The organism is Paraburkholderia sp. PREW-6R (genome assembly GCF_039621805.1).
In the GTDB taxonomy this organism is placed as follows: domain Bacteria; phylum Pseudomonadota; class Gammaproteobacteria; order Burkholderiales; family Burkholderiaceae; genus Paraburkholderia.
Genome location: NZ_CP155074.1, coordinates 1,259,020 through 1,282,878, shown reverse-complemented (window position 1 = coordinate 1,282,878; position 23,859 = coordinate 1,259,020). Strand labels below are relative to the sequence as shown.

The following is a 23,859-nucleotide window of genomic DNA, read 5'->3' as shown; positions in this document are numbered from 1 at the left end:
TGGAATCAGCGGACGCGCGCAAAAATCAAGCGCGCTTGCCGTCGACCTGCGCCGTGCGTCGCGCGCGTTTGTCGGCAATGCGTATCATCCGGCGCGCCTGTATGACGACGAGTACCTGATAGGCGGCCGGCAACGTGCGCGCGAGCCAGTCGGCAGCGCGCGCATCGCGGCCGATCAGCACACGCCGCCTGTTCCTGCGAACGCCTTCGAGAATCACGCGCGCGGCTTCGTCTGCGGGTGTGATGAAAAGCTTCTCGAAGTCGTCCTTGCCTTGCTGCTCGTTTTTCAGCATGAAGCCGACCATACTCGGCGCGACGCGGCTCGACTGCGCGATGTTCGTGCGGATGCCGCCCGGATGCACGCAGGTCGCCGACACGCCGCACTTCATCAGGTCGAGTTCCTGGCGCAGCGCTTCGGTAAAAGCCCGCACGGCGAATTTCGTCGCGTTGTAGCCGCTCATGCCCGGCTGTGAAAACAACCCGAATACGCTCGACGTATTGACGATATGCCCTTCGCCCGAGGCCTTGAGGTACGGCAAAAACGCTTTCGTCCCGTGTACGACGCCCCAGAAGTTGATGCCGACGATCCATTCCAGGTCCGCATAATCCATCCCTTCGATCGTGCTGGATAGCGCGACGCCCGCGTTGTTGAACACCATGTTCACACGCCGATGCTGAGCGGCTGTTGCGGCGGCCCAATCGAACATGGCCGCGCGATCCGAGACATCGAGCACGCGCGTCGTGACGCGCAGCGGTGCGCCCACGATCCGCGGCGCGGCAGCCTGCGCGAGTTGCGCGGTGTCGGCAAGGCTTGCGGCGTTGCGATCCGCGAGCGCGAGATGGCAGCCTTCGCGCGCGAGCTGGATCGCGAGGGAACGGCCCATGCCCGAGCCCGCGCCGGTAATGGCGGCGACTCTGTCGGTGAAGTGCTTCATTGCGTCTGTCTCCCTGTTGGCCGGAATCACCCTTCGTGTGCTCACTCCGATGCCATGCCTGTGCTCGCCGTTCGCACGCAACGGTGTGCGTCGTTCCGCTTTCTCAGGATGCCTCTACGGAAGTCCGGGCGGCATGGCCGCCTGCCTGCACCGGTTGTGGCGAGTCGGTAGGCGCATTCACCGCGCGGGGCGCAGGCACGTACGCGAGGTAATCGGTCATCCTGAACGTGCGGGCCGCCTGGCGGAATCTGTACGCAAATCCTGGCCACAACGTCGTGTTCCTGCCGGTTTTCGGGTCGAGATACCAGCTTGTGCAACCGCCTGTCGACCAGATAGCGCGGCCGAGTTTCTGCTGGATCCGCTCGTTGTAAGCGCGTTCCACGTGCGGGCGCACTTCGATTGCGGCGACGCGCCCGGCGTTTATCGTCTGCAGCGCACGCAGGATGTACTCGACCTGCGATTCGATCATGAAGACCATCGAGTTGTGGCCGAGCCCGGTATTCGGGCCGACGATCATGAAAAAATTCGGATAACCAGGTAAAGCGGTCCCCAGATACGCATGCGCGCCGTCGCGCCATGTGTCGACGATATCCACGCCGCCGCGTCCGCGCACGACGCCCGGCGCAAACGGGGCCGCCACCTGAAACCCGGTGCCGAAAATAATGCAGTCCGCTGGATGACGCACACCGTCGGCCGTCACGATCGCGTCTTCCTCGACGCGGGCAATGCCGGCGGTGATCACCGAAACGTTCTTCCGGGACACGGCGGGGAAGTAGTCGTTCGAAATGAGAATGCGCTTGCAGCCCATCGTATAGCGCGGCGTGAGCGTTTCGCGCAACTGCGGGTCGCTCACCTGCCGGCGCAAATGGCGCTCCGCGGCCTTCTGCGCTGTCTTCATCAACGAAGGATGAATGGCAAAGCCGATGGCGCGCGATTCGAGCATCCAGTAAAGCGCCGAGCGCAGGATCTGCTGCGTGAACGGCAGGTGTGTGAAGAGCCATTGTTCAAGCGGCTTCACCGGGCGGTCGGCCTTCGGCATGATCCACGGCGGCGTGCGCTGGAACAGGTCGAGATGCGCAACGCGCGGCGCGATCTGCGGCACGAACTGGATGGCGCTCGCGCCGGTGCCGATCACGGCGACGCGTTTGCCTTCGAGCGAATACGCATGGTCCCAGTGTTGCGAATGAAACGCCTTGCCCTTGAAGTTTTCGATACCGGCGATGTCGGGGAGTGCCGCGCGCGACAGACCGCCCATGCCGGAAATCAGCACGCGCGCCGACCATTGCTGACCGTTCGCGAACGTGAGTTGCCAGCGATGCAGCGTGTCGTCGTACACGGCCGTCGCGAGTTCATGACCGAAGCGCAGATGACGCTGCACGCCGAAGCGTTGCGTGCATGCTTCGAGGTACGCGCGAATTTCGGGCTGGCGCGCGAACAGGCGCGACCAGCGAGGATTCGGAGCGAAAGAAAACGAATAGACGTGCGATTGGACGTCGCACGCGCAGCCCGGGTAATGATTGTCGCGCCACGTGCCGCCGACAGAATCCGCTTTTTCGGCCACGAGAAAGTCGGTGATGCCAACTTGCCGAAGCCGGATCGCCATGCCGAGCCCGGCAAACCCCGAGCCGATGATCGCGAGATCGGTATGGACAGGCGCGGAGTCGCGGGGCGTAGTGGGGTCGTGCAGCATCGTGCGTGCGTTCATCCGGGCAGTCTCCCTTGTCGCTGAACACTGTTACATTGGTTGATGTAACAATAGAGGCGAGGAGTGGATGGCGCAAGAAACCGGCTAGACGAGCAACTCTAGCCAACGAGAAATTGGCGGATCGCCACGCGTCCGCCCGGGTCGATCTCACCGGGCGTCGTGGCCCGTGCTTGGGTTGGCGGCTTACTTCGCGGCGAGCGCGCTCGTCACATCACGGTTTTGCCAGACGTTGTCCTTCACCGTGACTTTTTGCGGAATCAGATGCGCGCCATAGAAAGCGTCCGCGACGCTCTGCTGCGAACGCGCGATTTCGTCGGTCACGGCAGTGGTCCCGTACGGATAACGGCGCACCCAGGTTTCGACCAGTTGCGGGTCGAGTCCAACCTTCGGCGCAATCAGCGCGGAAGTTTCCTTCGGGTGTGCGTTGACCCACAGGCCGGCCGTGCGCAACTGACCGAGAATCGCGCCGATCACATCCGGATGCTGTTGAGCGAAGTCGCGCGTCGCTTCGTAAAAGTTGTAGGGGCCGTTGAGTTCCGAATAGTCGGCAAGCGTGCGCGCCTTCAGCGCCTGTTGCGCGGAAGCGTAGTACGGGTCCCAGATCACCCACGCGTCCACCTTGCCGCTTTCGAACGCCGCGCGCGCGTCCGCGGGCGGCAAGTAGACCGCGTGAACATCTTCGTATTGCAGGCCGGCTTTCTTGAGCGCTTCGAGCAGCAGGTAGTTCGAACTCGAACCCTTTTGCAAGGCCACGCTCTTGCCCTTCAGGTCCGCGACCTGGCGCAAAGGCGAATCGCTTTTCACGAGGATCGCCTCGGCGTGCCGGCCCGACGGTTCCGCGCCAACGTAGACAAAGCGCACGCCGCCGGCCTGCGCGAAGACGGGCGGCGGCGCGCCGGTATAGCCGAAATCGATACTGTTTGCGTTCAGCGCTTCGAGCAGTTGCGGACCGGCGGGGAATTCGAACCACTTGATGCTATAGCCGAGCGACTTCAGCTTGTCGTCGAGCGAGCCTTGGGCCTTGAGGACGGCAAGGAGCCCGGACTTCTGATACCCGATCCGCAACGTTTTCGACGGCTCGCCGCCGCTCGCCTGAGCCTGCGCGCCAGGCGACGTGAGTGGGGACAACACCGCGAGCAGCGCGGCGCCCACGTGAAGCGAAAGTCGATTTGAACGGCCCATGCGGGAATCTCCATTGTGTCCGATTGAATGCTTGAATGCCTGGCTGCCCGGCGAACGCTGCAGCAACGTGCGGGGATCGTCGCATGGACGACGCGCGAGTCAAACGAAGCAATGGAGATTTGAATATGACGCGTACGGGGACAGGCGCGCTGCGCGTGCGCCCGGCCCGCTACTACGCGGAAGGCTTGCCCTTCTTCACGGTGGATCGAACCGCGCTGTGTTCCGCCGACGAGCTTTCACGAGCATGCCCGAGCTTTCTGGCCATGATGGCCGCGACACGGTCGCCGAGATAATCGCCGGACGCTTCTTCCAGTGCCCGGTTCATTTCGGTTTCGACCAGCACCATCGCAAGGGGCCGCACGCGCCAGATCGCATCGACGAGCGCGGGAACATCGGCCGGCGGTGGCAAAGCGTCGGCGTCGTAACGGTCCAACTGGCGCACCACCAGATCGACGAGCGCCTTCGCGACCGCGTGAAAATGCGGCCGTGCGATCGCGACGGCGTCGAGCAGATCGGCGAGCGGGATGCCTTCTTTCGCGAGCGTGGCGCCCGCCGCGAGCGCCGCAGGGCTGCCCGACACGAACGACAACCCTTCGCGCTCCAGCAAGCCGAGATCGACCGCCTTGCCGAGCGCGCCCGGCGATGCCTTGTCGCCGAACATCTGCAGCAGTTCGATCAGCGAGTATTTTTTGGGCCGCTCGCGCGACCAGCGGCCGCCGATCGCCGTTTCCAGTCCAAGAATGGCGCGCAGATCGTGGCCTTCGTCGACGGCCATGATGAGGTCCTGGATGTTCGCGAGCGTGTAGCCGCGCGTGAGCAGATGGTTGATCAGTTTCAGACGCGACACGTGCGTGTCGTCATAGACGCCGACACGACCGCGTTTCTCCGGCGGCGCGAGCAGGCCACGGTCCTGATACGCGCGCACGTTGCGCACCGTGGTATCCGTCACGCGTGCGAGTTCATCGACGGTGTATTCGTTGCGCGGCGCGTCCGCTGCGGGCAGCTCAGCAGTGGAAGAGGGCGGCACGGGAGGCGGCGTGTTGGGCATGCATTTATTTTAACGCGGCGCCCTGGCCGGGCGAGCGCCCGACATCGTCTGGCGGTGTCGAGTCGCCGCGGCCCAGCGTCCGTTGCATCAACGTGGTATCGAGCCAGCGGCCATGTTTGAAGCCGACGGCTTTCAATGTGCCGATCAGTTCGAAGCCCAACTGCGTGTGCAACGAGAGCGAACCGCCGCTACCGCCGTCGGCGATCACGGCCACCATCTGGCGCCACGGTCCTGACTCGCAGCGCTCGATGAGCGCCTGCAGAAGCACGCGGCCCAGACCGCGTCCGCGATAAGCGTCGCTCACGTAGATTGAATCTTCGATGGTGTTGCGATACGCGGCGCGTGGGCGATACGGCGTGGCGTAGCAATAGCCTGCGACCTCGCCGTCGATGTCGGCGACCATATACGGCAGCCCATGACTGCGTACCGACGCGAGCCGTGAGCGCAGTTCATCGACGCCAGGCGGGGTTTCTTCGAACGACGCCACGCCGGTCAGCACATGGTGCGCGTAGATCGCCTGGATCGCGGGCAGGTCGTTGTCCTCGGCATCGCGAATCAATGGCGCGCTCAGCGGCGGGGCGGCAGTATCAGGGGAATGGTTGGAGCGCGTGATGCTCATACAGGGTCCTGTCGCGGCAAGCGGTTGACGATACGTTTTACTATGCTCGCCGCGTGTGCGAATTTGAAGCGAGTCAAAAATCGTCGTGACGTATGCCCACTATAAGGGCCGCGAACCTTGATCCGTAACGGCCGCGTTGCCGCTTGTGATTTGACGACTGAAGGGCCCCGCAAGGTCCGCGACAAACATTGCAACGCGGCCGCCCGGCCACGCCGGCGGGCGTGGCGCGTGGATGAACGTCTGCTCGCGGTCAGTTATGCGAGTACGTATCGGGCTGGGTCGCGTGCCCGCGATGATGCCTGCGGTGTTTCGGCTTGTGCGCGGGCTTCGCCGTGGCGTTTGTGTGGCCGGCGTCCTCGGAGCCCTGCGGTGCGGGCGCCTGCGCGGAAGGCGCAGCATGCGTGTTGCCCGACGACATACCGCTCTGGCCTTCGCCGAAATGGAACGTCTGCGAGTTTTGTGCGTAAGCGCCTGCGGACAACGTGAGCGCGGCGGCCGCGAGACAGATCGAAAACTTCATGCATCCTCCTTTGAACGAGCGGGAGAGGATACCTGCTTTTTTATTGCAACCGATCCGTTACATCAACCGCAGCGGTCCGCTCTCGCTGTTGTCGATCACCGGCAACGCCCGTGAACCCGGCAATTCGTAGTGCCACCATTCCGCCTTGATATGCGTGAAGCCTGCGCCATGCATGACGCCGAGCAGAAGCATGCGGTTGCGCTGTACCTGCACGGGCAAGCCCGCATGAAAATGCTCGGAGGCGATCGTCATCGCATCGAAGCCGGTGCCCATATCGAGTTCGTCGCCTTGCGCGTCGAGCAGCGTCAGATCGAGCGCGGTGCCGCGACTATGATTCGAGCCGCGGCTCAGGTCGGCCACATAGGTGGGATCGGGCAGGAAGTCCCAGAGTACCTGCTGTGCTTGCGGCGGCCGGTAGGCGTCGAAGATACGCAAGGTCATGCCGATCTGCGCCGCCAGTTCGACCGCGCGGCGCAGTGCGGCTTCGGCGGGTTCGAGCAGCAGGCAATGGGCGGCCCGGTAGATCGGCCTGCCCGTCAGGTTGCGGTCTGTCGCGTAGACGAGGTCGATGTCCACCCCGTGCGTGGCGGGCGTGATCTCGATGAGTCGATGGTCGGTCATGACGTGTTGGGCGTAGGTTTGTCAGAAGCGCGTCAAAGGTCGAACTGGTCGAATTCGCTTTGCAGCTCCCGGTTGCGGGCCACCCGCCCGTCGATGCCGGGGCCGAGGCGTTCGACGATCGCGGAGATCAGCAGGTTGAAGAGGCACGTGAGCGGTGCAAGCGAATCCCAGAACTGGCCGACGTCGGTTTTCACCTGCAGCAGGTCGCCGTCGAACTCGCGCGCCCACGGGCAGTAGATGTCGGTGACGAGCGCGAAGGGCAGACCGCGTTGCGTTGCCGCTTCGCAATAGCGGCGTGCGACCTTCGAGTAGGCGCGCGTGTCGGTCACGATCAGATAAGGCGACTCGAATTCCGAATTCAATGAGTCGACATACGAGCCGGACATGCCGTCGGAATAGAAAACGCGCGCACGGATGTATTCGAGGTAGCTGTAGAACGCATTGCTGATGCCGCGTGTGGATTGAATGCCGAGAATATAGACGGCGTCCGCGTTCGAAATCCGTTCGGCCACTCGCGCGAAGACGGGGGTTTGCGCGAGCTGGTACACGTGCTGGATCGCGCCGAGTTCGAGTTCGAGCGAATGCGCGAGCGCGGCGTTCGGTGGCGCTGCACCGTTTTCAGCAGCCGTCGTGTGGTCGTGATGGCCCGAGGCCCGGCGGAACGCGTCGAGCCGGTCGGTAATCATCCATGGACGCTCCTGCGTGCCGCGCAGTTCGCGCTTCAGGTCGTCGAGATTCCGGTAGCCGATGCTGCGCAGAAAGCGGCCTACCGAGATGCCGCTCGTGCCGGCCTGTTGCGCGATCTGGTCGGCGGTTTCGAGACCGAGCCGGTCGAGGTTGGCCAGCATATAGCTGGCAACGCGTTTGGAGGTGGGCGTGAGTTCGGCAAAACGGGCTTCGACGGTTTGAGCGAAAGCAGTCGGCATCGTTGTCGCGGCGCTGCGCGGTGGTGGCTGGTCACCGGAATGATGACATATCCCGCCGCCGGTCCGGTCCTTGAAGTACAACGGCCGTCGAGTTGCAGCGAATGTGATGTGGAAAGTCGCGCTGGAAGGCGGGCTTAAGGCGCATTAAAGGCCGCATTGAAGGTCGCAATAACGGCCGTACTAAAGGCCGTACTAATGGCCGGACTAAAGGCCTTACTCAAGGCCGCATCAAGCCCACACGATATGCCCCACCGCAACCGTGAAGCTCCACGCGAGATGCCGCCTGTTCATCGCGCCGGTGCCGCTCGGGAAAACCGCCGCGCCCCGGCGACGCAGGCCACCACGGCGATCGTAACGAGAACCATCGACGGGGGCACCTTTTCATCGAGCAGCAGGGCGGCCAGCAGCAGCCCGAAAAACGGCTGCAGCAATTGCAGTTGCCCGACACCCGCAATCCCGCCCAGCGCCAGGCCGCGATACCAGAACACGAAGCCGATCAACATGCTGAAGAGGGACACATACGCGAGGCCCCAAAGCGCAGCGTGACTGACGCCATCCAATGACATGGGGCGTGTCCACCACGCGAGCGGCACCATCAGCGGCAGGGACAGCACGAGCGCCCACGAAATGACCTGCCAGCCGCCGAGGCGTCGCGACAGACGCGCGCCCTCCGCATAGCCCAGCCCGCATACGATGATGGCGGCCAGCATCAACGCGTCGCCCAGCGGCGAAGCGTTGAGCCCGTGACGCACCGCGAACGCGACGACCGCGCCGCTACCGAGCGCGGAGAAGAGCCAGAACGCCGGCTGCGGACGCTCGCCGCCGCGCAGCACACCAAAAATCGCGGTGGCGACCGGCAGCAATCCGACGAACACGACCGCATGTGCGGCGTTCACATGCTGCAGCGCCAGCGCGGTCAGCAACGGAAAGCCGACCACCACGCCGAGCGCGACGATCATGAGCGGCACGAGGTCGACGCGCGCCGGCCTCGGCTGACGGAAGACGACCAGCAGCAGGAGGCCGAGTGTGCCGGCAATCGTCGCGCGGGCCACAGTCAGAAACACGGGGTCGAGGCCCTGGACTGCGATGCGCGTGGCCGGCAGCGAGCCGCTGAATATCAACACGCCGATGAGTCCGCTCAGCCATCCGCTCGTCAGTTTGTCCATGAAAGTGCGCCTGTAAGTAAAACCGGAACGCTTGAGCATCTACTTCCGGACCGGAAAAGGTAAGCTACGGATCAGTACAATTCGTACAAACTGTACCAAACAGGGAGCAGTACAGATGGCGGACCATGAATCCGGTCAGACAGCGCAGCCGGCCACGCGCGTCGACGCGGTCATGCACAACCTGCGCGAGCGCATTGCAAGCCGCTCGCTGATGCCGGGTGCGCGCGTGCCATCGATTCGCGTCATGACGGACGCACTCGGCGTGTCGAAATCGACGGTCGTGGAAGCTTATGACCGGCTGGTGGCGGAGGGTGCGATCGTCGCGCGGCGCGGCTCGGGCTTTTTCGTGTCGGGACACGCGCCGCCGCTTGCGCTGGCCGATCTCGGACCGCGGCTCGACCGCGAAGTCGATCCGTTATGGCTCACGCGTCAGTCGCTCGAAGCAGCGTCGGGCGTATTGAAGCCGGGTTGCGGCTGGATGCCGCCCTCGTGGATGCCGGAGGACGGCGTGCGCCGCGCGTTGCGCGCGGTGGCGCGCGACCCGCAGGCGTCGCTTGCCGAATATGCCAGTCCGTCTGGCCTGCCCGCGCTGCGTCAGCAACTCGCGTGGCGGCTTGCGCAGCACGGCGTGGAGGCGTCGCCCGAGCAGATCGTGCTGACCGACGGCGCCACGCATGCGCTCGATCTCGTGTGCCGCTTTTTGCTCGAACCGGGCGACACCGTGCTGATCGACGATCCGTGCTACTTCAACTTTCAGGCTTTGCTGCGGGCTCACCGCGCCCGCGTGGTGGGTGTGCCCTACACGCGTACCGGCCCGGATCTGGTGGCATTCGAACGTGCGTTGATCGAGCACCGTCCGCGGCTCTATGTGACGAACTCCGCGATTCACAATCCGACCGGCGCAACGCTCGCGCCAGCGGTAGCACACCGTCTGCTCAAGCTGGCAGGAGAGCACGGTCTGCTGATCGTGGAAGACGACATTTTCGCCGACTTTGAAGACGAAGCCGCCCCGCGTCTAGCCGCATTCGACGGGCTGTCGCGCGTGGTGTCGATCGGCAGCTTTTCGAAGACGCTGTCGGCGGCCGTGCGCTGCGGATACATTGCAGCAAGCGCCGAGTGGATCGAGCCGCTGATCGATCTGAAACTCGCGACGTCGTTCGGCAACGGGCAACTTGCGGCGAGCGTGGTGCATCGCCTGCTGGTGGACGGCACATACCGGCGCCATCTGGAAACCATGCGCACGAGACTTGCCGATGCAATGGGCGAAACGGTCACGCGCATCGGTCATGCGGGCCTCGAACTGTGGACGCGGCCGCGCGCGGGACTGTTCGTGTGGGCGCGTTTGCCCGGTTCGCTCGACGCCGCCGACGTGGCGCGCCATGCGCTCGCGAAAGACGTGGTCTTCGCGCCGGGCAACGTGTTCAGCGCGTCGCAGTCGGCCGCCGGCTTCCTGCGCTTTAACGTCTCGCAATGCAATCGTCCGAAAGTCTACGAGGCATTGCAGCGGGCGATGGATGCGTCGGCTGCGTCAGCGATGCGGGCGGGCGCCTGAGCCGAACGCGCGCCGCTTGCCGCGCTCTTCGCGCTTACCGTGCGCCGCTCATTTGCAAAGCAGAAGCAGGCGCTCCTGGTCCGTGCACGAAGAACGCGGTTTCTGCGCCGGCTGGGCACCCGTCGTTGCCGCCGTCGCGTTGATCGCCGCGCTCCTCGTCGCAAGACACGCGCGCAGACGCTTCTCGACCGGCGAATAATATTTCCAGCCGCGCACGAGCGTGGGCAACTCGAGCTTCACCTGTTTCCACTTCGGATGGCCGTGCTCCTGCAGGCTGTCGAAGTTCGTGCACAGCGAATCGGCGAAATGATTCAGATTGACGACCGTGTCGCGCAAGCCATAGTCATAGGTGACGAGAAACGCTTTGACCGTCAGCGTGGGCACGTCTTCCTTCAGCCAGTTCGGGTAGCTGGTGGCGCGGATCGTCGCTGGGAAGTAAGTTTGCCTCGCGCGCGCGGTTTCAGGTGCGGCCGGATCGACTCTGAGCAGACGGATCTGTTGCAGAAGGTCCGCATTCATGTCGTTGAACAGCTTGGCCGGCTGCCCGACGACGATAATCGCCACGTCCACTTTTTTCACGATCAGCGCGGCGAGCGCGTCCTCGTTGCTCAGATGCTGGATGTTCTGCTCGGGAATGGCCTGGCCGAACATCAGGTGATACAGCGTGGTGGCCGACTGCGCGGTGCCGCTGCCGAGCAGGCCCACGCTGATCGTCTTGTCCTTGATATCGGCGAAGGTTTTCATTGGCGAATCCGCGCGCACCACGACGTTGATCTCTTCATCATAGAGCGGCATGATGAGCCGCAGCGGCCGGATCGCCGTGCCCGCATCGGCATTGCCGGCGTTCGCCATGTCGAGGTAAGCCTGATACACGTCGGATTGCACCAGCGCGAGCTTGACGCCCGGCTCGAAGCGCATACGCTGCACATTCTCCGCTGACCCTTTCGAAGCCATCACTTCCAGGTCGATCCCCGCCGGCTGGGCAACCCACTTCGCCAGATCCTGGCCAAACTGAATATAGGTGCCCCGCTCCGGTCCGGTGACGATCTTGTAATGCGCGGGCTCCGCGAATCCGAGTGATGACATGAGCATCAGCGCCATCCCCAGCCATCCTGCCAGAAGTCTCTTCAGCATGGTCTTTCTCTACCTGTCGGTCAGATTGATATCGCCTCGCCCGACGGCGCGAGCAAAGCATCGGTGAATGGACGCCTTCCCGTGTGTAGCGCGTTGTGCCTGCTCTGTACGTGTGGTGCCGCTCACAGACAACCGGATCGTGTGGCCGTATCAGTGTTTTTCCTGATGCGCATGCGATGCCGGCTCAAGAGTGGAGCTCTTATGTAACCGCTTGCGGAGTGCATTTCGTGCTTCCATCATTACTTCGGCATCCGTATCAAATCATGGCTGTTTGCTGGCCGTCGAGCCGGCTGCCGGCTTCGCGCTGTTCTGCGCCGCCCGGTTCCAGCCCGATTCCCGTATCGCACGCTCGCGCGCCTCGACACTGTTGGGATCGAGCGCCGGTTGGGCGGGGCGTGCGGCTATCGCAGAGGTATCGTTGCCAGCCGGCGGTCCTTGAGGCAGCCGTGTCTGCGGCGAAATCTGCGCGGGTGCCGGCTTCGCCTGCAGTGTCGCGGCCGCTGCGGGCACCGTTGCCAGCGCTTGCGTTTGCAGCGGTGCAGCGGACGGGACACTCGTTGCGGCGGGCGAGTGGAGCGGCGCCCAACCTGTTTGCGTGATGACGCGCTCGAGCATCGAACTGGCTGCGTCACTACCGCTGTCGATCGAGAGCGCATCGGTCGCATGCTGGCGTGCGCATGCCCACGACTGCTGCGTGAAGCAGGCTTGCGCCGCTTGCAGCGCAGCGTCGCGGCGCGCAATCGCGGGCTTCAGTTCCAGCGACAGACTCAGCGCGTCCGCATTGTCGGGTTGCAAAGTTTGCGCGGCAGCAAGCGCGGATTGCGCGGCGGACAGATTGTTTGCACGATATGCGACACGGGCAGCCTGCACGGCCTGACCGGCATCACGGAACTGTGCGCTGGCCGGCTTGACCGGGGCGGCAGCGACGAGCGGCATGATCGGCGTAACGGGGATGGCAGGCGCGGCTTTCGTGGGAGTGGCCGGTGTGCCAGGTGTCGCGACAATCGCCTTATTAAGCTGACGTTGACGATTCGGCGCGAGTGCCGGCGTATAAGGCGCGATTGTGCCGGCGGTTGTTCTGGCATCCTGAATGTCCGATACCTGATCGTTGGCGTTGCTATCCGTCTCGTCGTCCGGGCGGAATAGCGCGTAACCGACAAGCACCAGGCCAACGCCGACAACTGCCGCAGCACAGAACAAAGACTTGCGAATAAGTTGCGTGGTGCGGGCGGACGGGCCAAGGCTGACAGGCAATCCAACGGACGATTCGGCGGACTGCGGAATGGACACGCCGGGCGTCGACAGGGCGGATGGGCGTGGCGCGGCTTTCACGGCAGCAGGGTCGCCCGCTCTGGCTTCGCGCGAGGCGAAGCCGGCACCGTCGGCCAATGGCGCGTCGAACGGATTGTTGGGCGTAGTCCTGGGCGTGGCGCTCGCGCTAGCGCGGCTGCCGGGAATCACCGTGCGTTTATGCGGACCGGCGTCGAGAGGATCACCCGCGCCGCAGTACGGACAATAATCGACCTGCCGGTAGAGAGCGCCTCCACATCTTTTGCAGGGCGTAGGAAAGCTTTGGCCAGGAAGTGTCTGGGTGGACATGCTAAGGACCCGCCTGAGGAAATCAATGCCTGATACGGCATGCTCCGGATCGTGCTGAAGCAGGAGTCCTATCCGCGGAATTCACGATCCACATGCACCGGAGAGTCGGCGACGCAGAAGTCTTGCTGCGCTGCTGCAACCAATATGTGGCGTTTCAATTCAGTCGTCAATCGCCGTTCCTACCTATCCTGTGTGCGCTAGCGCACATATCCACGTACGACGAAATACCGCCTGTGACGGCAAAACGCGCATCGGCAAGGCATTTTGAACGGTTGGGCAACGCGGTCGCGTTGTCGGGACGACTTCGCGGCGGTCGTCATCCGGTGTATCGGAATGCAACGAGGCTGGCGCTGCGTCAGCCTCGTCATTAAGCGCTTTAATCAGCGGAATACGGGGGATGTGAGGTCGGCACAGTGGATGCGTGCGCAACGATCAGCGCGTGCGAAGCGGGTGATCCTTCAGCAGCCATGCGAGCACGAACGCAAGCAGCACGACGCACGCTGCCGATAAATACACGGTATGCAGCGCGCCTGCGAAAGCCTGCAGATAGTCGTTGCGAAACGCTTGCGGCAACTGGTGGATTGCAGCGGGTCCAAGCGCATGGGGTAATTCGGTGTTGGGCGGGATCAGCGTTTCGAGCCGCGAGGCCAGCCCGTTCGAGAACACCGCGCCGAAGCCCGCGACGCCGATTGAACCGCCTATAGAACGGAACAGCGTTGCGCCGGAAGTGGCCACGCCCATGTGCCGGAATTCGACGGTGTTTTGCACCGCGAGGATCAGCACCTGCATCACCATGCCGAGGCCGCAGCCGAGAAGGCCCATGTCGACATACATCACATGAATGGGTGTCGCGATCTGCAAGCGCGCAAGCAGAAACATGGCGATCGCGACGAGCAGCGTGCCGGCAATGGGAAACATCCGGTACTTGCCGATCTTCGAGATGACCCGGCCGGTGACCATCGACATGATGAAGAGGCCGCCCATCATCGGCAGCATTTGCATGCCGGCCTGCGAAGGCGTGGAGCCTTTCACCACTTGCAAGTAGAGCGGCAGGAACGTCACCGAGCCGAATAGCGATACGCCGATAATGAAGCCGATCAGACTGCTCAGCAAAAACGTGCGCTGGCGGAACAGTTCGAGCGGCATGATCGGCTCGGCCGCGCTACGCTCCTCGTGGACGAAACCCCAGATCGCGATGAGCCCCATTGCCAGCGTGAACCAGAGTTGCGGCGACGACCACGGCAGGATCGTGCCGCCCTGACTCGTGAACAGGATGATGCAGGTGAGTGCGCCGGCGAGAAACGCGGCGCCCATGTAGTCGATGGTGTGCCTCACATGGCGCGCGTGCGGCCTGAACACTGCGCCGATCACGATCAGCGATACGATGCCGAGCGGCAGATTGATGTAAAAAATCCAGCGCCACGTCAGGTGCTCGACGAGAAAGCCGCCGAGCAGCGGACCGACCACGGTGGCGAGTCCGAACATACCGCCGAATACGCCCTGATAGCGGCCGCGCTCGGCGGGCGGAATCACGTCGGCGATCGCGGCCATGGTGACGACCAGCAGACCGCCGCCGCCAAGGCCTTGCAGCGCGCGCAAGATGATCAACTGGGTCATGTCCTGCGCGATGCCGCACAACGCGGAGCCGACCAGAAACACCACGATCGCGGTCTGCAGTACGATCTTGCGGCCAAACAGGTCGCCAAGCTTTCCGTATAACGGAACGACGATCGTCGAAGTGAGCAGGTAAGCGGTGACGACCCACGACAGATTGTTCAAGCCGCCCAGCTCGCCGACGATAGTCGGCAGCGCGGTGGAGACAATCGTCTGGTCGAGCGCGGCGAGCAGCATGACGAGCAGCAGCGCCGGAAACAGCAACCGTATCGGCGGATGGTCCATGGCCGGGGCGCTGGCGTTCGCTTCGTCCTGGCTCAAGTCCGCAGGTTGCGGTGTCAAATGTTCCATATTCCCAAGCCATTGAAATTAATTAACAAGAAGATTAATATAGGCGTTACCTGATCTTTCGTCAAATCATTGCAATGACACATATTCCGAGGGGCGACTCGCCGATGGACGACGGCCCGCACGACGCGGCTGCCAGTCGCCGCTTGAACGACGCGGCAGGCGGCGAGGCCCGGGCAAGCGCCGACCACCCGACTGCCGCCACTGCGTCCGTACGGCGGCCGGGCCGGCCGTCGGGCGCGGTGCGAGGCGCCGGGCAGCGCGCGCGTTTGCTCGACGCCGCGCTGGCGTTATTCGCGCGGCAGGGGATCGTCGACACGACACTCGGTGCGATCGCACGCGAAGCTGGCTTCACGCCGGCCATGGTGCATTACTACTTCAAGACCCGCGGCCAGTTGCTCGACGTCTTGATCGACGAACGCTTCGCGCCGTTGCGCGCGGCACTCGGCACGCCTTTCCAGCAAAATCCCGACGATCCGGTCGCGGCCATCACGCAACTCGCGCGGCGGCTCGTCGACGTGGCGGCGGAACATCCGTGGTTTCCGTCGCTGTGGATTCGTGAAGTAATCAGCGATGGCGGGCTGTTGCGCCAGCGCATGCACGAACGTTTCGGCGACACGTACCAGAAGGCGTCGCTCGCGGCCATCTCGCGCTGGCAACAAGAGGGGCGGCTGAATGCCGGGCTCGAGCCGTCGCTCGTATTCATCACGCTGCTCGGGCTCACCATCCTGCCTCTCGCGTCGTCTCAGCTCTGGCACACCGATCCGGTGCGCAAAAATATAGGCGGCGAAGACATTGCGCGACATGCCATTGCGTTGCTGGTGCAGGGCATCGGTCCAATCCACGCAGGCTGACCACTGCGTGTGCACGAGGTCACGACCTTGGCCGTCCATGCCCAATCTCCGTGCAGTGATGCACAACCGCGGCACGCAACATGCTACCTATGCGTTGAACATGAACGCCTCGTGGTTTGTACGGCCGGGGGCGTTGCAAAAGAATCGGGATACGAGAAAAGTCGCTGGACGGGACGTGCCACGCAGGCGGGGTCTGCGCGAGCCGTCCGGCGATTCGGGTGCCGGCACCGGCCAGCCGAAGCAGGAATGCCGGATGCCGTATTTTTATTGGCGTGCAATTGGCGCGTTACTGTGCGCCGCGTTGCGTCCTGGCAATGTTTTACAATTTGGGCTGGACGTAGCTCGGTGCATGACATCGAGTCGGAATCATGAACAGCAACATCGCAGCCGTGCAGGCAGGCGGCCAGCAGCAAGGCGACACGTTGGCCAAGTCTGACGGCCTAACCGGTTTTTTAGAGCAACAACAGAAAATGAACGGAGCATTGAGACTCGATCAGGCCACGATCGTGCTCGTCGAAGACGACCCGGATAGCCGGGAATCGTTGACCTTGTTACTCGAAGCGGAAGGCGCGCATGTCGTCGCCGTGGCGGATGCGGAAGAGGGTGTCGAAGCGGCGCTCCGATTATTGCCCGACGCCGTTGTCTGCGACCTCGAACTGCCTGCCATGGATGGCTTCTACATGATCCAGCGGCTTCGCGATCATGAGATTCGCAGTGACCACGCGCCGTCGGTTGCCGTCGCGCTGACGGGCCACACCGACGACGCTTACCGCTTGCGCAGTATTGGCGAAGGCTTTCAGCATTTCATGACAAAGCCGGCGTTGCCCGATGACCTCGTGACGTTGCTGCACGACGCGATCCACGCGCGCGCAGCAGGTTGATGGACGCGATGGCTTAAGGTTCGTCCGGCGTGCCGCCGGGCGTTGCTCGCGGCTTAGGCTTAGGCGTCAGCGCCCGCGAGGCGGTAAAGATGCTGGCAGAAACAGGCCGACCACGCGCGCACGGCGATTCGCGTTGCCTGACCTCGGTGTGCTTTCAACGGCATTGCCGGCGCACCGCATTGCAAACGCGACCCGCGTTGCCACGCACTACGCGACCGTCGTCTTCCTATTTCGCCGCCACCGCTCCCACGGCGGTCGCCGCGCCTGCCGTGGCTTCGGCTGCCTGACAGGCAGCGCATACACCCTTCAGTTCAATCTCGTCGCTTGCGACGCGATAGCCCGCGTCTTCGATCTGCGCGATCAGCGCCTGGCGCAGCTTCGGCTGATGCAATTCAGTGACGTTGCCGCACTGCTGACACACCACCAGAATGCCGTGCTGACATTGCGTCAGATCGTGGCAGACCGTGAATGCGTTGATCGACTCGATTCGATGCACGAGACCCGCCGTCAGCAGAAAATCGAGCGCGCGATATACCGTGGGCGGCGCTGATCCGGGATGAATCTGCCGCATTTCATCCAGCAGCGAATACGCTTTGGTCGCGCGCCCGGAATTTAGCAGCAGTTCGAGCACTTTGCGGCGAATGGGCGTGAGTTTTTCGCCGCGCTCGCGGCAATACTCTTCCGCAAGCGTCAGCGCAGCTTCCTGCGATCCACCGTGCACGTGTTCCAACTCATGCGCATGGTCGTGTGGGTGGTCGTGCGCCGGTTCGTGGGCGGCGCGGGCGGTGGTCGCGGACAGGGTGCGGGACGCGCTGGCTGCGGGAACAGCTTTCGCAGTGGTCGCGGAGGGCTTGGCGTTCTTCATAATTCGATTATAAAGGCCAGCGCACAATGGCGTGGCACCCGCCCATGCTCGTCAGGTCAGCGGAAAATCCACATATTTCTTGAAGCCCGAACGCGTCGCAATGCGCGAATACCAGCGCTCCAGGTTCGGCAGCGGCGGCCTTTCGACCCCTTCCAGGCCAAACCAGCGTTTCGCATACGCGCCGATCACGATGTCGGCGAGCGTAAATTTATCGCCTTCGAGGAAAAACCGGGCTTGCAAATGCGTGTCCAGCATGCGCCAGTGTTGCGTCACCGCCTCGAAATCGCCGGCGAGCTTCGCGAGATCGCGCTCGACTGCCGGCGTGCGCACGAGCGTCCAGAACACAGGCCGCTCAGCGGGTTGCAGCGTGGAGAGCGACCAGTCGAGCCAACGGTCGATGCGCGAACTGGTGCGTGCATCGACGGGATAGAGCGGGCTCGACTCGCCATACTGACGCACGAGATAGCGAAGAATGGAGTTCGATTCCCACAGGACGAAGTCATCGTCAATCAGCGTGGGAATCTTGCCAGTAGGGTTCATCGCCAGATAGGCGGGCTCGTCGTTGCGGCCGAATTGCAGACCTGCGTCGATGCGCGCATACGGCAGCACCAGTTCGTCACAACACCACAACACTTTTTGGACGTTGACCGAGTTGGTGCGTCCCCAGATCGTAATCATCCGGTCAATCCTTTTTGATTCGAAGAGTGGCAGGGCGCGTTTCGAGCGCGTCGTGGCACGCCCATTTGCGCCTTATGCACGGCGTTCGATCCAACCCGCGCCCGGATCGTGCTCCACGTCGTTATCCAACCCCGCGCGCCGCTTGCCGCTTGCTGCTTCTGCCATGCCTGTGCGTAACACCGAATCAGTAACGATACACGATGCGCGCGAAGGCGCGAAGCAGCGTGCGCAGGCAGCCACGAACAGGCCCGGCCGTTGCGTACAATGAGCGCAACCGAAAACCAAGAGGCAACGCATGGCCCGCATTGTTCCCGACGACTGGAAAAGTCTCGCCGCAACCGGCGCGGCGGCGCGCGAACGCGAGACCCTCGCGTTGCTTGAGCACGCGCTGCCCGACGACTACACGGTCTATCACGGCGTGCACTGGACCCGCCTGAACCAGAATTTCTCCGTGTTCGGCGAAGCGGACTTCGTGGTCGTCAGTCCGGCAGGGCGCGTGATGATCGTCGAGCAGAAAACCGGTTTCCTTCGCGAAACGGCGAAGGGGCTCGTCAAGGTGTATCTGCAAACCGAGCGCAACGTCGCGATTGCGCTCGCGCACACCGTCGAAAATCTGCACCGGCGATTTACCGCCGCGTTCGGGGCGGGCACCTATTTCATCGAAGCGTTGCTGTACTGCCCGGACCACAACGTGAAGGACGCGGCCATTGCCGGCGTGGACCCGGCGCGCATCGTCGACGCCACGCGCAAGGACCGGCTCGCGGCGGTCATCCGCGAAGCGCTGGCCGCCGATGAGCCGCGTCTTGCGTGCGCACCGAAGATCCACCATTTTCTCGCCGACGAACTCGCGCTTTCGCCCGACACCAGCGCGCTGGTCGGCCAGGCCGATACGCTCGTCACGCGGCTCGCGGGCGGTCTCGCGACATGGGCGCGGCGGCTCGAATTCTCGCCGTTCCGGCTGCGCGTGATCGGCACGGCCGGTTCGGGCAAGACCCAGCTCGCGGTACAGGTGATGAAAGACGCGGTCGGCCGCGGCCGGCGTCCTTTGTATGTGTGCTTCAACCGGCCGCTGGCGGATCACATCGCGCAGGTGGCGCCGCCCGAAGCCAAAGTGGCGAATTATCACCAGCTCTGCGACTGGATTGCGCGCGACGCCGGTCGTGAGCCTGATTTCCAGGCAGGCGACGTGTTCGACCAGCTCGAAACGATTTTTGCTGGCACGCCAATCGATTCGCGCTGGCAGTTCGACGTGCTGATCGTGGACGAAGGTCAGGATTTCCAGCAGCCGTGGGTCGAAGCGCTCGAGCGCCTGCTGCGTCCCGGCGCGTCGTGGTGGTGGCTCGAAGATCCGCTGCAGAATCTGTACATGCGCGAACCGGTGGCGCTGCCGGGCTGGACCACGCTCACGGAAACCACGAACTACCGCAGCCCGCGCGACATTCTCGAATACGTGCGCGACTTGGTCGGCGGGTCCGCGCCGGAAGCGGCGGCGCTCAGGTCGGGCAGTCCGTTCGATGGCTCGGACATTTCGCTGTCCGTCTACGACGAAGCGAATGCGGCCGAAGGCAGCATCGACGCCACCAAGCGTGCGATCACGCAGGCGCTGTCGCTCGGCTTTCGCAAGCAGGACATTGCCGTGCTGTCGTTCCGCGGCCGCGAAGGGTCGGCCATGACGGCGCTCGATCAGCTCGGCCCGCACCGGTTGCGCAGTTTCACCGGCAAGTACGATCTGTTCGGCAACCCGGAATATCGCGAAGGCGACGTGCTGTTCGAGTCGATCTATCGCTTCAAGGGGCAGGCGGCGCCGTGCGTGATCTTCACGGAAGTCGATTTCGATTCGTTCGACGAGCGCATCGCCCGCAAGCTGTTCGTCGGCGCTACGCGTGCCACCATGAAACTGATCGTGGTGGCGTCGCAGCGGGCGGCGCGGTTTCTGGAGCGAGGCGCTGACAGAACCCACCGAGAGCCGGGTCTCGCGAAAGCGGTCTAGCGCTCGCCGCTCGTCCACGCACGCGCGCCGACCAGCGTGGCGGTGCGGCTGTGAGCGTCCCACCAGATCACGCGCAGCAGCGGCGCCTGCTGCGCGATCAGCAGCGCCTGCACCGGATCGCTTTCGACAAAATGCGTGACGCCGCCGCGCAGTGCGGCAGCGGCCTTGTGAGCCGCGGCGCCCGCCGGGCTTTCGTCGTGCGCGCCGGGCACGCGCATCACCAGTTGCATATGGCCAAAGCCGTGCCGCTCCAGCCAGCCGAGAGTGCGCGCGCGGTCCGCTTCCGGCCGCCCCGTGATGATCGTGCGCACGCGTTTCAGGTCGACGTCCGGCAACGCATCGAAGGGCAGCAGCGCGTCGCGTTCGGCGAGCGCGGCGGCGAGATCCTCGTCGTAGCGCGCGAGCGGCACGTCGGGCAGCAGAATGCCGTCGAGGTCGATCGCATAGGTGAGGTACTCGTGATCTTCCGCCATGGCCGGCGTGTCGCCGGCCTCGACCCGCAGCCAGTCGTCGCGGTAACGCTCGGTGTACGCCTGGCGCTCCCACGGAAAAAGCGCGAAATAGCCACGCGCGTCGATCGCATAGTCGGGTTGCACGCGGCTCAGATCGTCGACCGCGCCGGTCAGCGTCGTGACATCGAGCCCATGACCGCGTAGAAAGCCGATGCAGTCGGCGAGCGTCAAGCCGCGTCCCGCAATGTCCTCGCACAGCAGCACTCTCGAGCCCGCGGGCGGCATCGGCAGCGTGGAATCCCACGTGACCGTGCGGGACTGCCGGTCATAGCGCACGAATGCGACCGGCGTGCCCACCGCGTGCGACACCATCAGCGCGAGCGGCGCGCCGCCGCGCAGAATCCCCACTGCCATCGTGAATTGCGCAGCCAGCAAGGCGGGCCGCAGCGATTCGATCCAGTGATCGAGCTGTTCGTAAGTCAGGGGCAATACCGGCTTGTTCATGACTCTTCGCGTGTCGCTTGGGGCCGAGCCGTGCGACCCGGATCTGACCGTGTTGACCGGGGCGCGTTTCGTCGCGCGGACGCGACCCTTACGCCCCATTTTTGAGACAAAGAATTTTGGCGATATTATGCATGCGACTCAAAGAGCGCGCGTCGGGGTGACACGCGTTTGCCGGCGGTGGCGGGTGGGGAATGCCCGTCGTCGCGGGATGCTGTGAAATACATAACGGAATAAAAAAATGACGAAGGTGACCGAACCGGTGCGCGACGATGCGCGCACTCACGGGAGGGGCGCGGGCCGCCCGTGTGGCGAACCACGGCCCGGCGGCTCGCACGCCGCGCGCTGCGCAGCCGTGCTGCTGCTTACGCTGACAGCGCTCAACGCGCACGCGCAGTCGGATATTCCGCCCCTGTCACTCGACGTGTCGGGCAAAATCAGCAAGCCTTCCGACGTCGCTCACCAGTCCTATCACTTCAGCGAGGCGCAGCTACTCGCGCTGCCGGTCCATTCGATCACGACCGCGACCACGTGGACTCCGCGTTCCACCTTCACAGGACCGCTGCTGGCGGATATTCTGAAGACAGTCGGCGCGTACGGCACGCAGGTGGAGGTGCTGACGCTCGACGACTACACGTACACCGTGCCGGTGTCGGACTGCGATCGCTATGGCGTGGTCGTGGCATACAGCCTGAACGGCAAGCGCCTGAAGATCAGCGACTTTGGGCCGCTGTTTCTCATTTATCCGCGCGACGCGTTTCCCGATGAGCTGACGGGCGCGGTGGGCGATTCGAAATTCGTATGGCAGATCAAGGCCCTCATCGTCAAATAGCGCCCAGGCCGTGGCGTCGCTTCATCTACGTGCTGATCTGGTTGACCGCGCTCGCCGCGCCTGCCGGCGCGATCGGCTATCTGCTGTACGCCAACCTGCTGAATTCGCGCGCGACCGGGCAGTTGACCGGCTCTTACGACGGTTTCTATTGGGACGCCGCACAGTTGCAGATTGCCTACGCGCGCTTTGAGAATCAGTTGCTGCTGTACCAGTCGGGTGTCGACAACGATTATCCGCGCCTGATGCTGCGCTATCAGTTGCTGCAATCGAAGCTTCATGTGATCGCGGGCTCCACGCGCCGTCTGACCGCGCAACTCGCGTTACTGCAACGGCAACTGGACGAAATCCAGTCGCTCGATCAACTGCTCGGCGGCATCCAGCCAGACGTGAACGCGCTCGCGAAAGATCGCAGTCGCGCGAGCCGGGTCGTCGACGCTTTGCGGCAACACTGGAGCGAAGTCAACGACCTTGCGCTCAGCCGCCGCTTCGCCGACGTCGCCGACCGCGAGGCGTTGAATCGCGATTTCATCAGCAAGCGCCGCATGCTGTTCGCAGGCGGCCTGCTGCTGCTGTTGCTGTCGGCGGCGGCCACGCTGTTGCTGGTGCTCAACGGCCGGCGGCGCGCGCGTCTGCTCGATCAGCAGCATGCGGCGCTCGAAGCGGAGCACCAGGCAAGTCGCGCGGCGCGCGAAGCGAGTGCCGCGAAAGATGCGTTTCTCGGGATGATCAGCCATGAACTGCGCACGCCGTTGCACGCAATCGTGTCGTCGATCGAATTGCTGGGCTTTAACTATCACTCCGAGGCCGACCGCAAGGTGATCCAGCGGCTCGAATCGGCGGCGCGGCATCTGGAAGCGCAAATGAAGGATCTGACCGACTACGCGCGTCTGGGCGCCGGCAAGCTGGAGTTGCGCCACGAGCATTTCGAGCCGCGCGAGCTGCTCGCGTCGATTGTCGACGAACACGCAATGGCGGCGCGCGCCCGTGGTTTGCTGCTCGAAAGCGAGGCGAGCGGCGCGAGCGGGCTCGTCGAGTCCGATCCGCACCGCATCCGGCAGATCGTCAACAACCTCGTCACCAACGCGATCCGCTACACCGAGGACGGCACCGTGCGCGTGCAGTTGCGTCAGCAACCCGCGGCGCTGGTGTTCGTCGTGAGCGATACGGGACCTGGCGTGCCGCAAGCGCAGATTCCGCTGATCTTCCAGGAGTTTACGCAACTCGACGCGTCGCGCACGCGCCGTTTCGAAGGCGCGGGCATGGGGCTGACGATTGTCCAGGGGCTCGTCAAACTGTTCGGCGGAACGGTGGACGTGGCGAGCGTGGTCGGCGAGGGGACGAGTTTCACCGTGACCGTTCCGGTCACGCCGGTGGCGACCACCGAACCCGCTGGCCGCTACGAAGAGGCGAGCGCGGCGGGCGCGCGGCCCTGTGTGCTGATCGTCGACGACAACCGTCTGATTCGCGAGTCGCTCAGTGAGATGGTCGCCCACATGAATTACGACGTGCACGCATGTGCCAGCGCCGACGACGCGCTCGCGTGGCTCGACACGCGCCAGTGCGACGTGGTGTTGCTCGATCTGCATATGCCCGATCGGGACGGCTACACGTTTCTCGCGGAGTTGGCCGAACGCGGCGGCCCGTCGGCGGGTGTGCCGGTGATCGTGGTCAGCGCCTATTCGCCGGAGCGGCTCGCCGACTCGGGGACAGAGAGCGAAGCGGGCGAGCAGCCGTACTTCGAAGCGCTATTGAAGCCGGTGCACTATGAAGATCTGCGCAATGCGTTGCAGCGCGCGCTGGGTTCGCGGCATACGGTGTGACACGGGCGGCCGTGGCGG

21 protein-coding genes are annotated in these 23,859 nt (G+C 63.8%); 6 read left to right on the top strand and 15 right to left on the bottom strand.

Going from position 1 to position 23,859, the window contains the following annotated elements:
- Positions 1 to 25: 25 nt before the first annotated feature.
- The 9 genes from AAGS40_RS20860 to AAGS40_RS20820 form a co-directional block, all read right to left on the bottom strand.
- The gene (locus AAGS40_RS20860; protein ID WP_345814677.1) at positions 26 to 934 is read right to left on the bottom strand and encodes an SDR family NAD(P)-dependent oxidoreductase; all 909 of its coding nucleotides are present in this window, start codon (positions 932 to 934) and stop codon (positions 26 to 28) included.
- Positions 935 to 1,037: 103 nt separating this feature from the next.
- Complete coding sequence (locus AAGS40_RS20855) at positions 1,038 to 2,639, bottom strand: NAD(P)/FAD-dependent oxidoreductase (RefSeq protein ID WP_345814675.1); 1,602 nt, start codon at positions 2,637 to 2,639, stop codon at positions 1,038 to 1,040.
- A 183-nt stretch (positions 2,640 to 2,822) separates the two neighbouring features.
- Complete coding sequence (locus AAGS40_RS20850; RefSeq protein ID WP_345814674.1) at positions 2,823 to 3,821, bottom strand: sulfonate ABC transporter substrate-binding protein; 999 nt, start codon at positions 3,819 to 3,821, stop codon at positions 2,823 to 2,825.
- A 172-nt stretch (positions 3,822 to 3,993) separates the two neighbouring features.
- The gene (locus AAGS40_RS20845) at positions 3,994 to 4,869 is read right to left on the bottom strand and encodes a MerR family transcriptional regulator (protein ID WP_345814672.1); all 876 of its coding nucleotides are present in this window, start codon (positions 4,867 to 4,869) and stop codon (positions 3,994 to 3,996) included.
- Between the two features lie 4 nt (positions 4,870 to 4,873).
- A complete protein-coding gene (locus AAGS40_RS20840) occupies positions 4,874 to 5,488 on the bottom strand; it encodes an N-acetyltransferase family protein (protein WP_345814671.1) in 615 nt (204 codons plus the stop codon).
- A 250-nt stretch (positions 5,489 to 5,738) separates the two neighbouring features.
- Complete coding sequence (locus AAGS40_RS20835) at positions 5,739 to 6,008, bottom strand: hypothetical protein (protein WP_345814670.1); 270 nt, start codon at positions 6,006 to 6,008, stop codon at positions 5,739 to 5,741.
- Between the two features lie 57 nt (positions 6,009 to 6,065).
- Entirely contained in the window at positions 6,066 to 6,629 is a 564-nt protein-coding gene (ddpX, locus tag AAGS40_RS20830) for a D-alanyl-D-alanine dipeptidase (protein ID WP_345814669.1), read from the bottom strand.
- 32 nt (positions 6,630 to 6,661) lie between these two features.
- Positions 6,662 to 7,555 (bottom strand): MurR/RpiR family transcriptional regulator, encoded by an 894-nt coding sequence (locus tag AAGS40_RS20825; protein ID WP_345814668.1) that lies wholly within the window; start codon positions 7,553 to 7,555, stop codon positions 6,662 to 6,664.
- A gap of 287 nt (positions 7,556 to 7,842) precedes the next feature.
- Entirely contained in the window at positions 7,843 to 8,721 is an 879-nt protein-coding gene (locus tag AAGS40_RS20820; protein WP_345814667.1) for a DMT family transporter, read from the bottom strand.
- Between the two features lie 115 nt (positions 8,722 to 8,836).
- On the opposite strand from AAGS40_RS20820, the gene AAGS40_RS20815 reads away from it, so the two are divergent.
- Positions 8,837 to 10,273 (top strand): PLP-dependent aminotransferase family protein, encoded by a 1,437-nt coding sequence (locus tag AAGS40_RS20815; RefSeq protein WP_345814665.1) that lies wholly within the window; start codon positions 8,837 to 8,839, stop codon positions 10,271 to 10,273.
- 48 nt (positions 10,274 to 10,321) lie between these two features.
- On the opposite strand, the gene AAGS40_RS20810 is transcribed toward AAGS40_RS20815, so the two are convergent.
- From AAGS40_RS20810 to AAGS40_RS20800, 3 genes are all read right to left on the bottom strand, one after another.
- Positions 10,322 to 11,407: a TAXI family TRAP transporter solute-binding subunit gene (locus tag AAGS40_RS20810; RefSeq protein ID WP_345814664.1), complete on the bottom strand. Its 1,086-nt coding sequence runs from the start codon at positions 11,405 to 11,407 to the stop codon at positions 10,322 to 10,324.
- Positions 11,408 to 11,668: 261 nt separating this feature from the next.
- Positions 11,669 to 13,006 (bottom strand): hypothetical protein, encoded by a 1,338-nt coding sequence (locus AAGS40_RS20805; RefSeq protein ID WP_345814663.1) that lies wholly within the window; start codon positions 13,004 to 13,006, stop codon positions 11,669 to 11,671.
- A gap of 432 nt (positions 13,007 to 13,438) precedes the next feature.
- A complete protein-coding gene (locus AAGS40_RS20800; protein WP_345816529.1) occupies positions 13,439 to 14,905 on the bottom strand; it encodes an MDR family MFS transporter in 1,467 nt (488 codons plus the stop codon).
- A 140-nt stretch (positions 14,906 to 15,045) separates the two neighbouring features.
- Here AAGS40_RS20800 and AAGS40_RS20795 point away from each other — a divergent pair, with 140 nt between their 5' ends.
- On the top strand, positions 15,046 to 15,822 hold the full coding sequence (locus tag AAGS40_RS20795; protein WP_345814661.1) for a TetR/AcrR family transcriptional regulator: 777 nt from the start codon (positions 15,046 to 15,048) through the stop codon (positions 15,820 to 15,822).
- Between the two features lie 368 nt (positions 15,823 to 16,190).
- Positions 16,191 to 16,703 (top strand): response regulator, encoded by a 513-nt coding sequence (locus tag AAGS40_RS20790; RefSeq protein ID WP_345814660.1) that lies wholly within the window; start codon positions 16,191 to 16,193, stop codon positions 16,701 to 16,703.
- Between the two features lie 226 nt (positions 16,704 to 16,929).
- Here AAGS40_RS20790 and AAGS40_RS20785 read toward each other — a convergent pair whose 3' ends face one another.
- Entirely contained in the window at positions 16,930 to 17,568 is a 639-nt protein-coding gene (locus AAGS40_RS20785) for a Fur family transcriptional regulator (protein ID WP_345814659.1), read from the bottom strand.
- 51 nt (positions 17,569 to 17,619) lie between these two features.
- On the bottom strand, positions 17,620 to 18,246 hold the full coding sequence (locus tag AAGS40_RS20780) for a glutathione S-transferase family protein (RefSeq protein WP_345814658.1): 627 nt from the start codon (positions 18,244 to 18,246) through the stop codon (positions 17,620 to 17,622).
- 295 nt (positions 18,247 to 18,541) lie between these two features.
- Here AAGS40_RS20780 and AAGS40_RS20775 point away from each other — a divergent pair, with 295 nt between their 5' ends.
- On the top strand, positions 18,542 to 20,236 hold the full coding sequence (locus tag AAGS40_RS20775; RefSeq protein ID WP_345814656.1) for an ATP-binding domain-containing protein: 1,695 nt from the start codon (positions 18,542 to 18,544) through the stop codon (positions 20,234 to 20,236).
- On the opposite strand, the gene AAGS40_RS20770 is transcribed toward AAGS40_RS20775, so the two are convergent.
- Positions 20,233 to 21,192: a phosphoribosyltransferase gene (locus AAGS40_RS20770; protein ID WP_345814655.1), complete on the bottom strand. Its 960-nt coding sequence runs from the start codon at positions 21,190 to 21,192 to the stop codon at positions 20,233 to 20,235. The genes AAGS40_RS20775 and AAGS40_RS20770 overlap by 4 nt on opposite strands.
- A gap of 238 nt (positions 21,193 to 21,430) precedes the next feature.
- Between AAGS40_RS20770 and AAGS40_RS20765 the strand changes: the two genes are divergently transcribed.
- On the top strand, positions 21,431 to 22,021 hold the full coding sequence (locus AAGS40_RS20765) for a molybdopterin-dependent oxidoreductase (protein WP_345814654.1): 591 nt from the start codon (positions 21,431 to 21,433) through the stop codon (positions 22,019 to 22,021).
- Complete coding sequence (locus AAGS40_RS20760; RefSeq protein ID WP_345814653.1) at positions 21,991 to 23,841, top strand: ATP-binding protein; 1,851 nt, start codon at positions 21,991 to 21,993, stop codon at positions 23,839 to 23,841. The genes AAGS40_RS20765 and AAGS40_RS20760 overlap by 31 nt, the downstream gene beginning before the upstream one ends.
- Positions 23,842 to 23,859 lie beyond the last annotated feature (18 nt).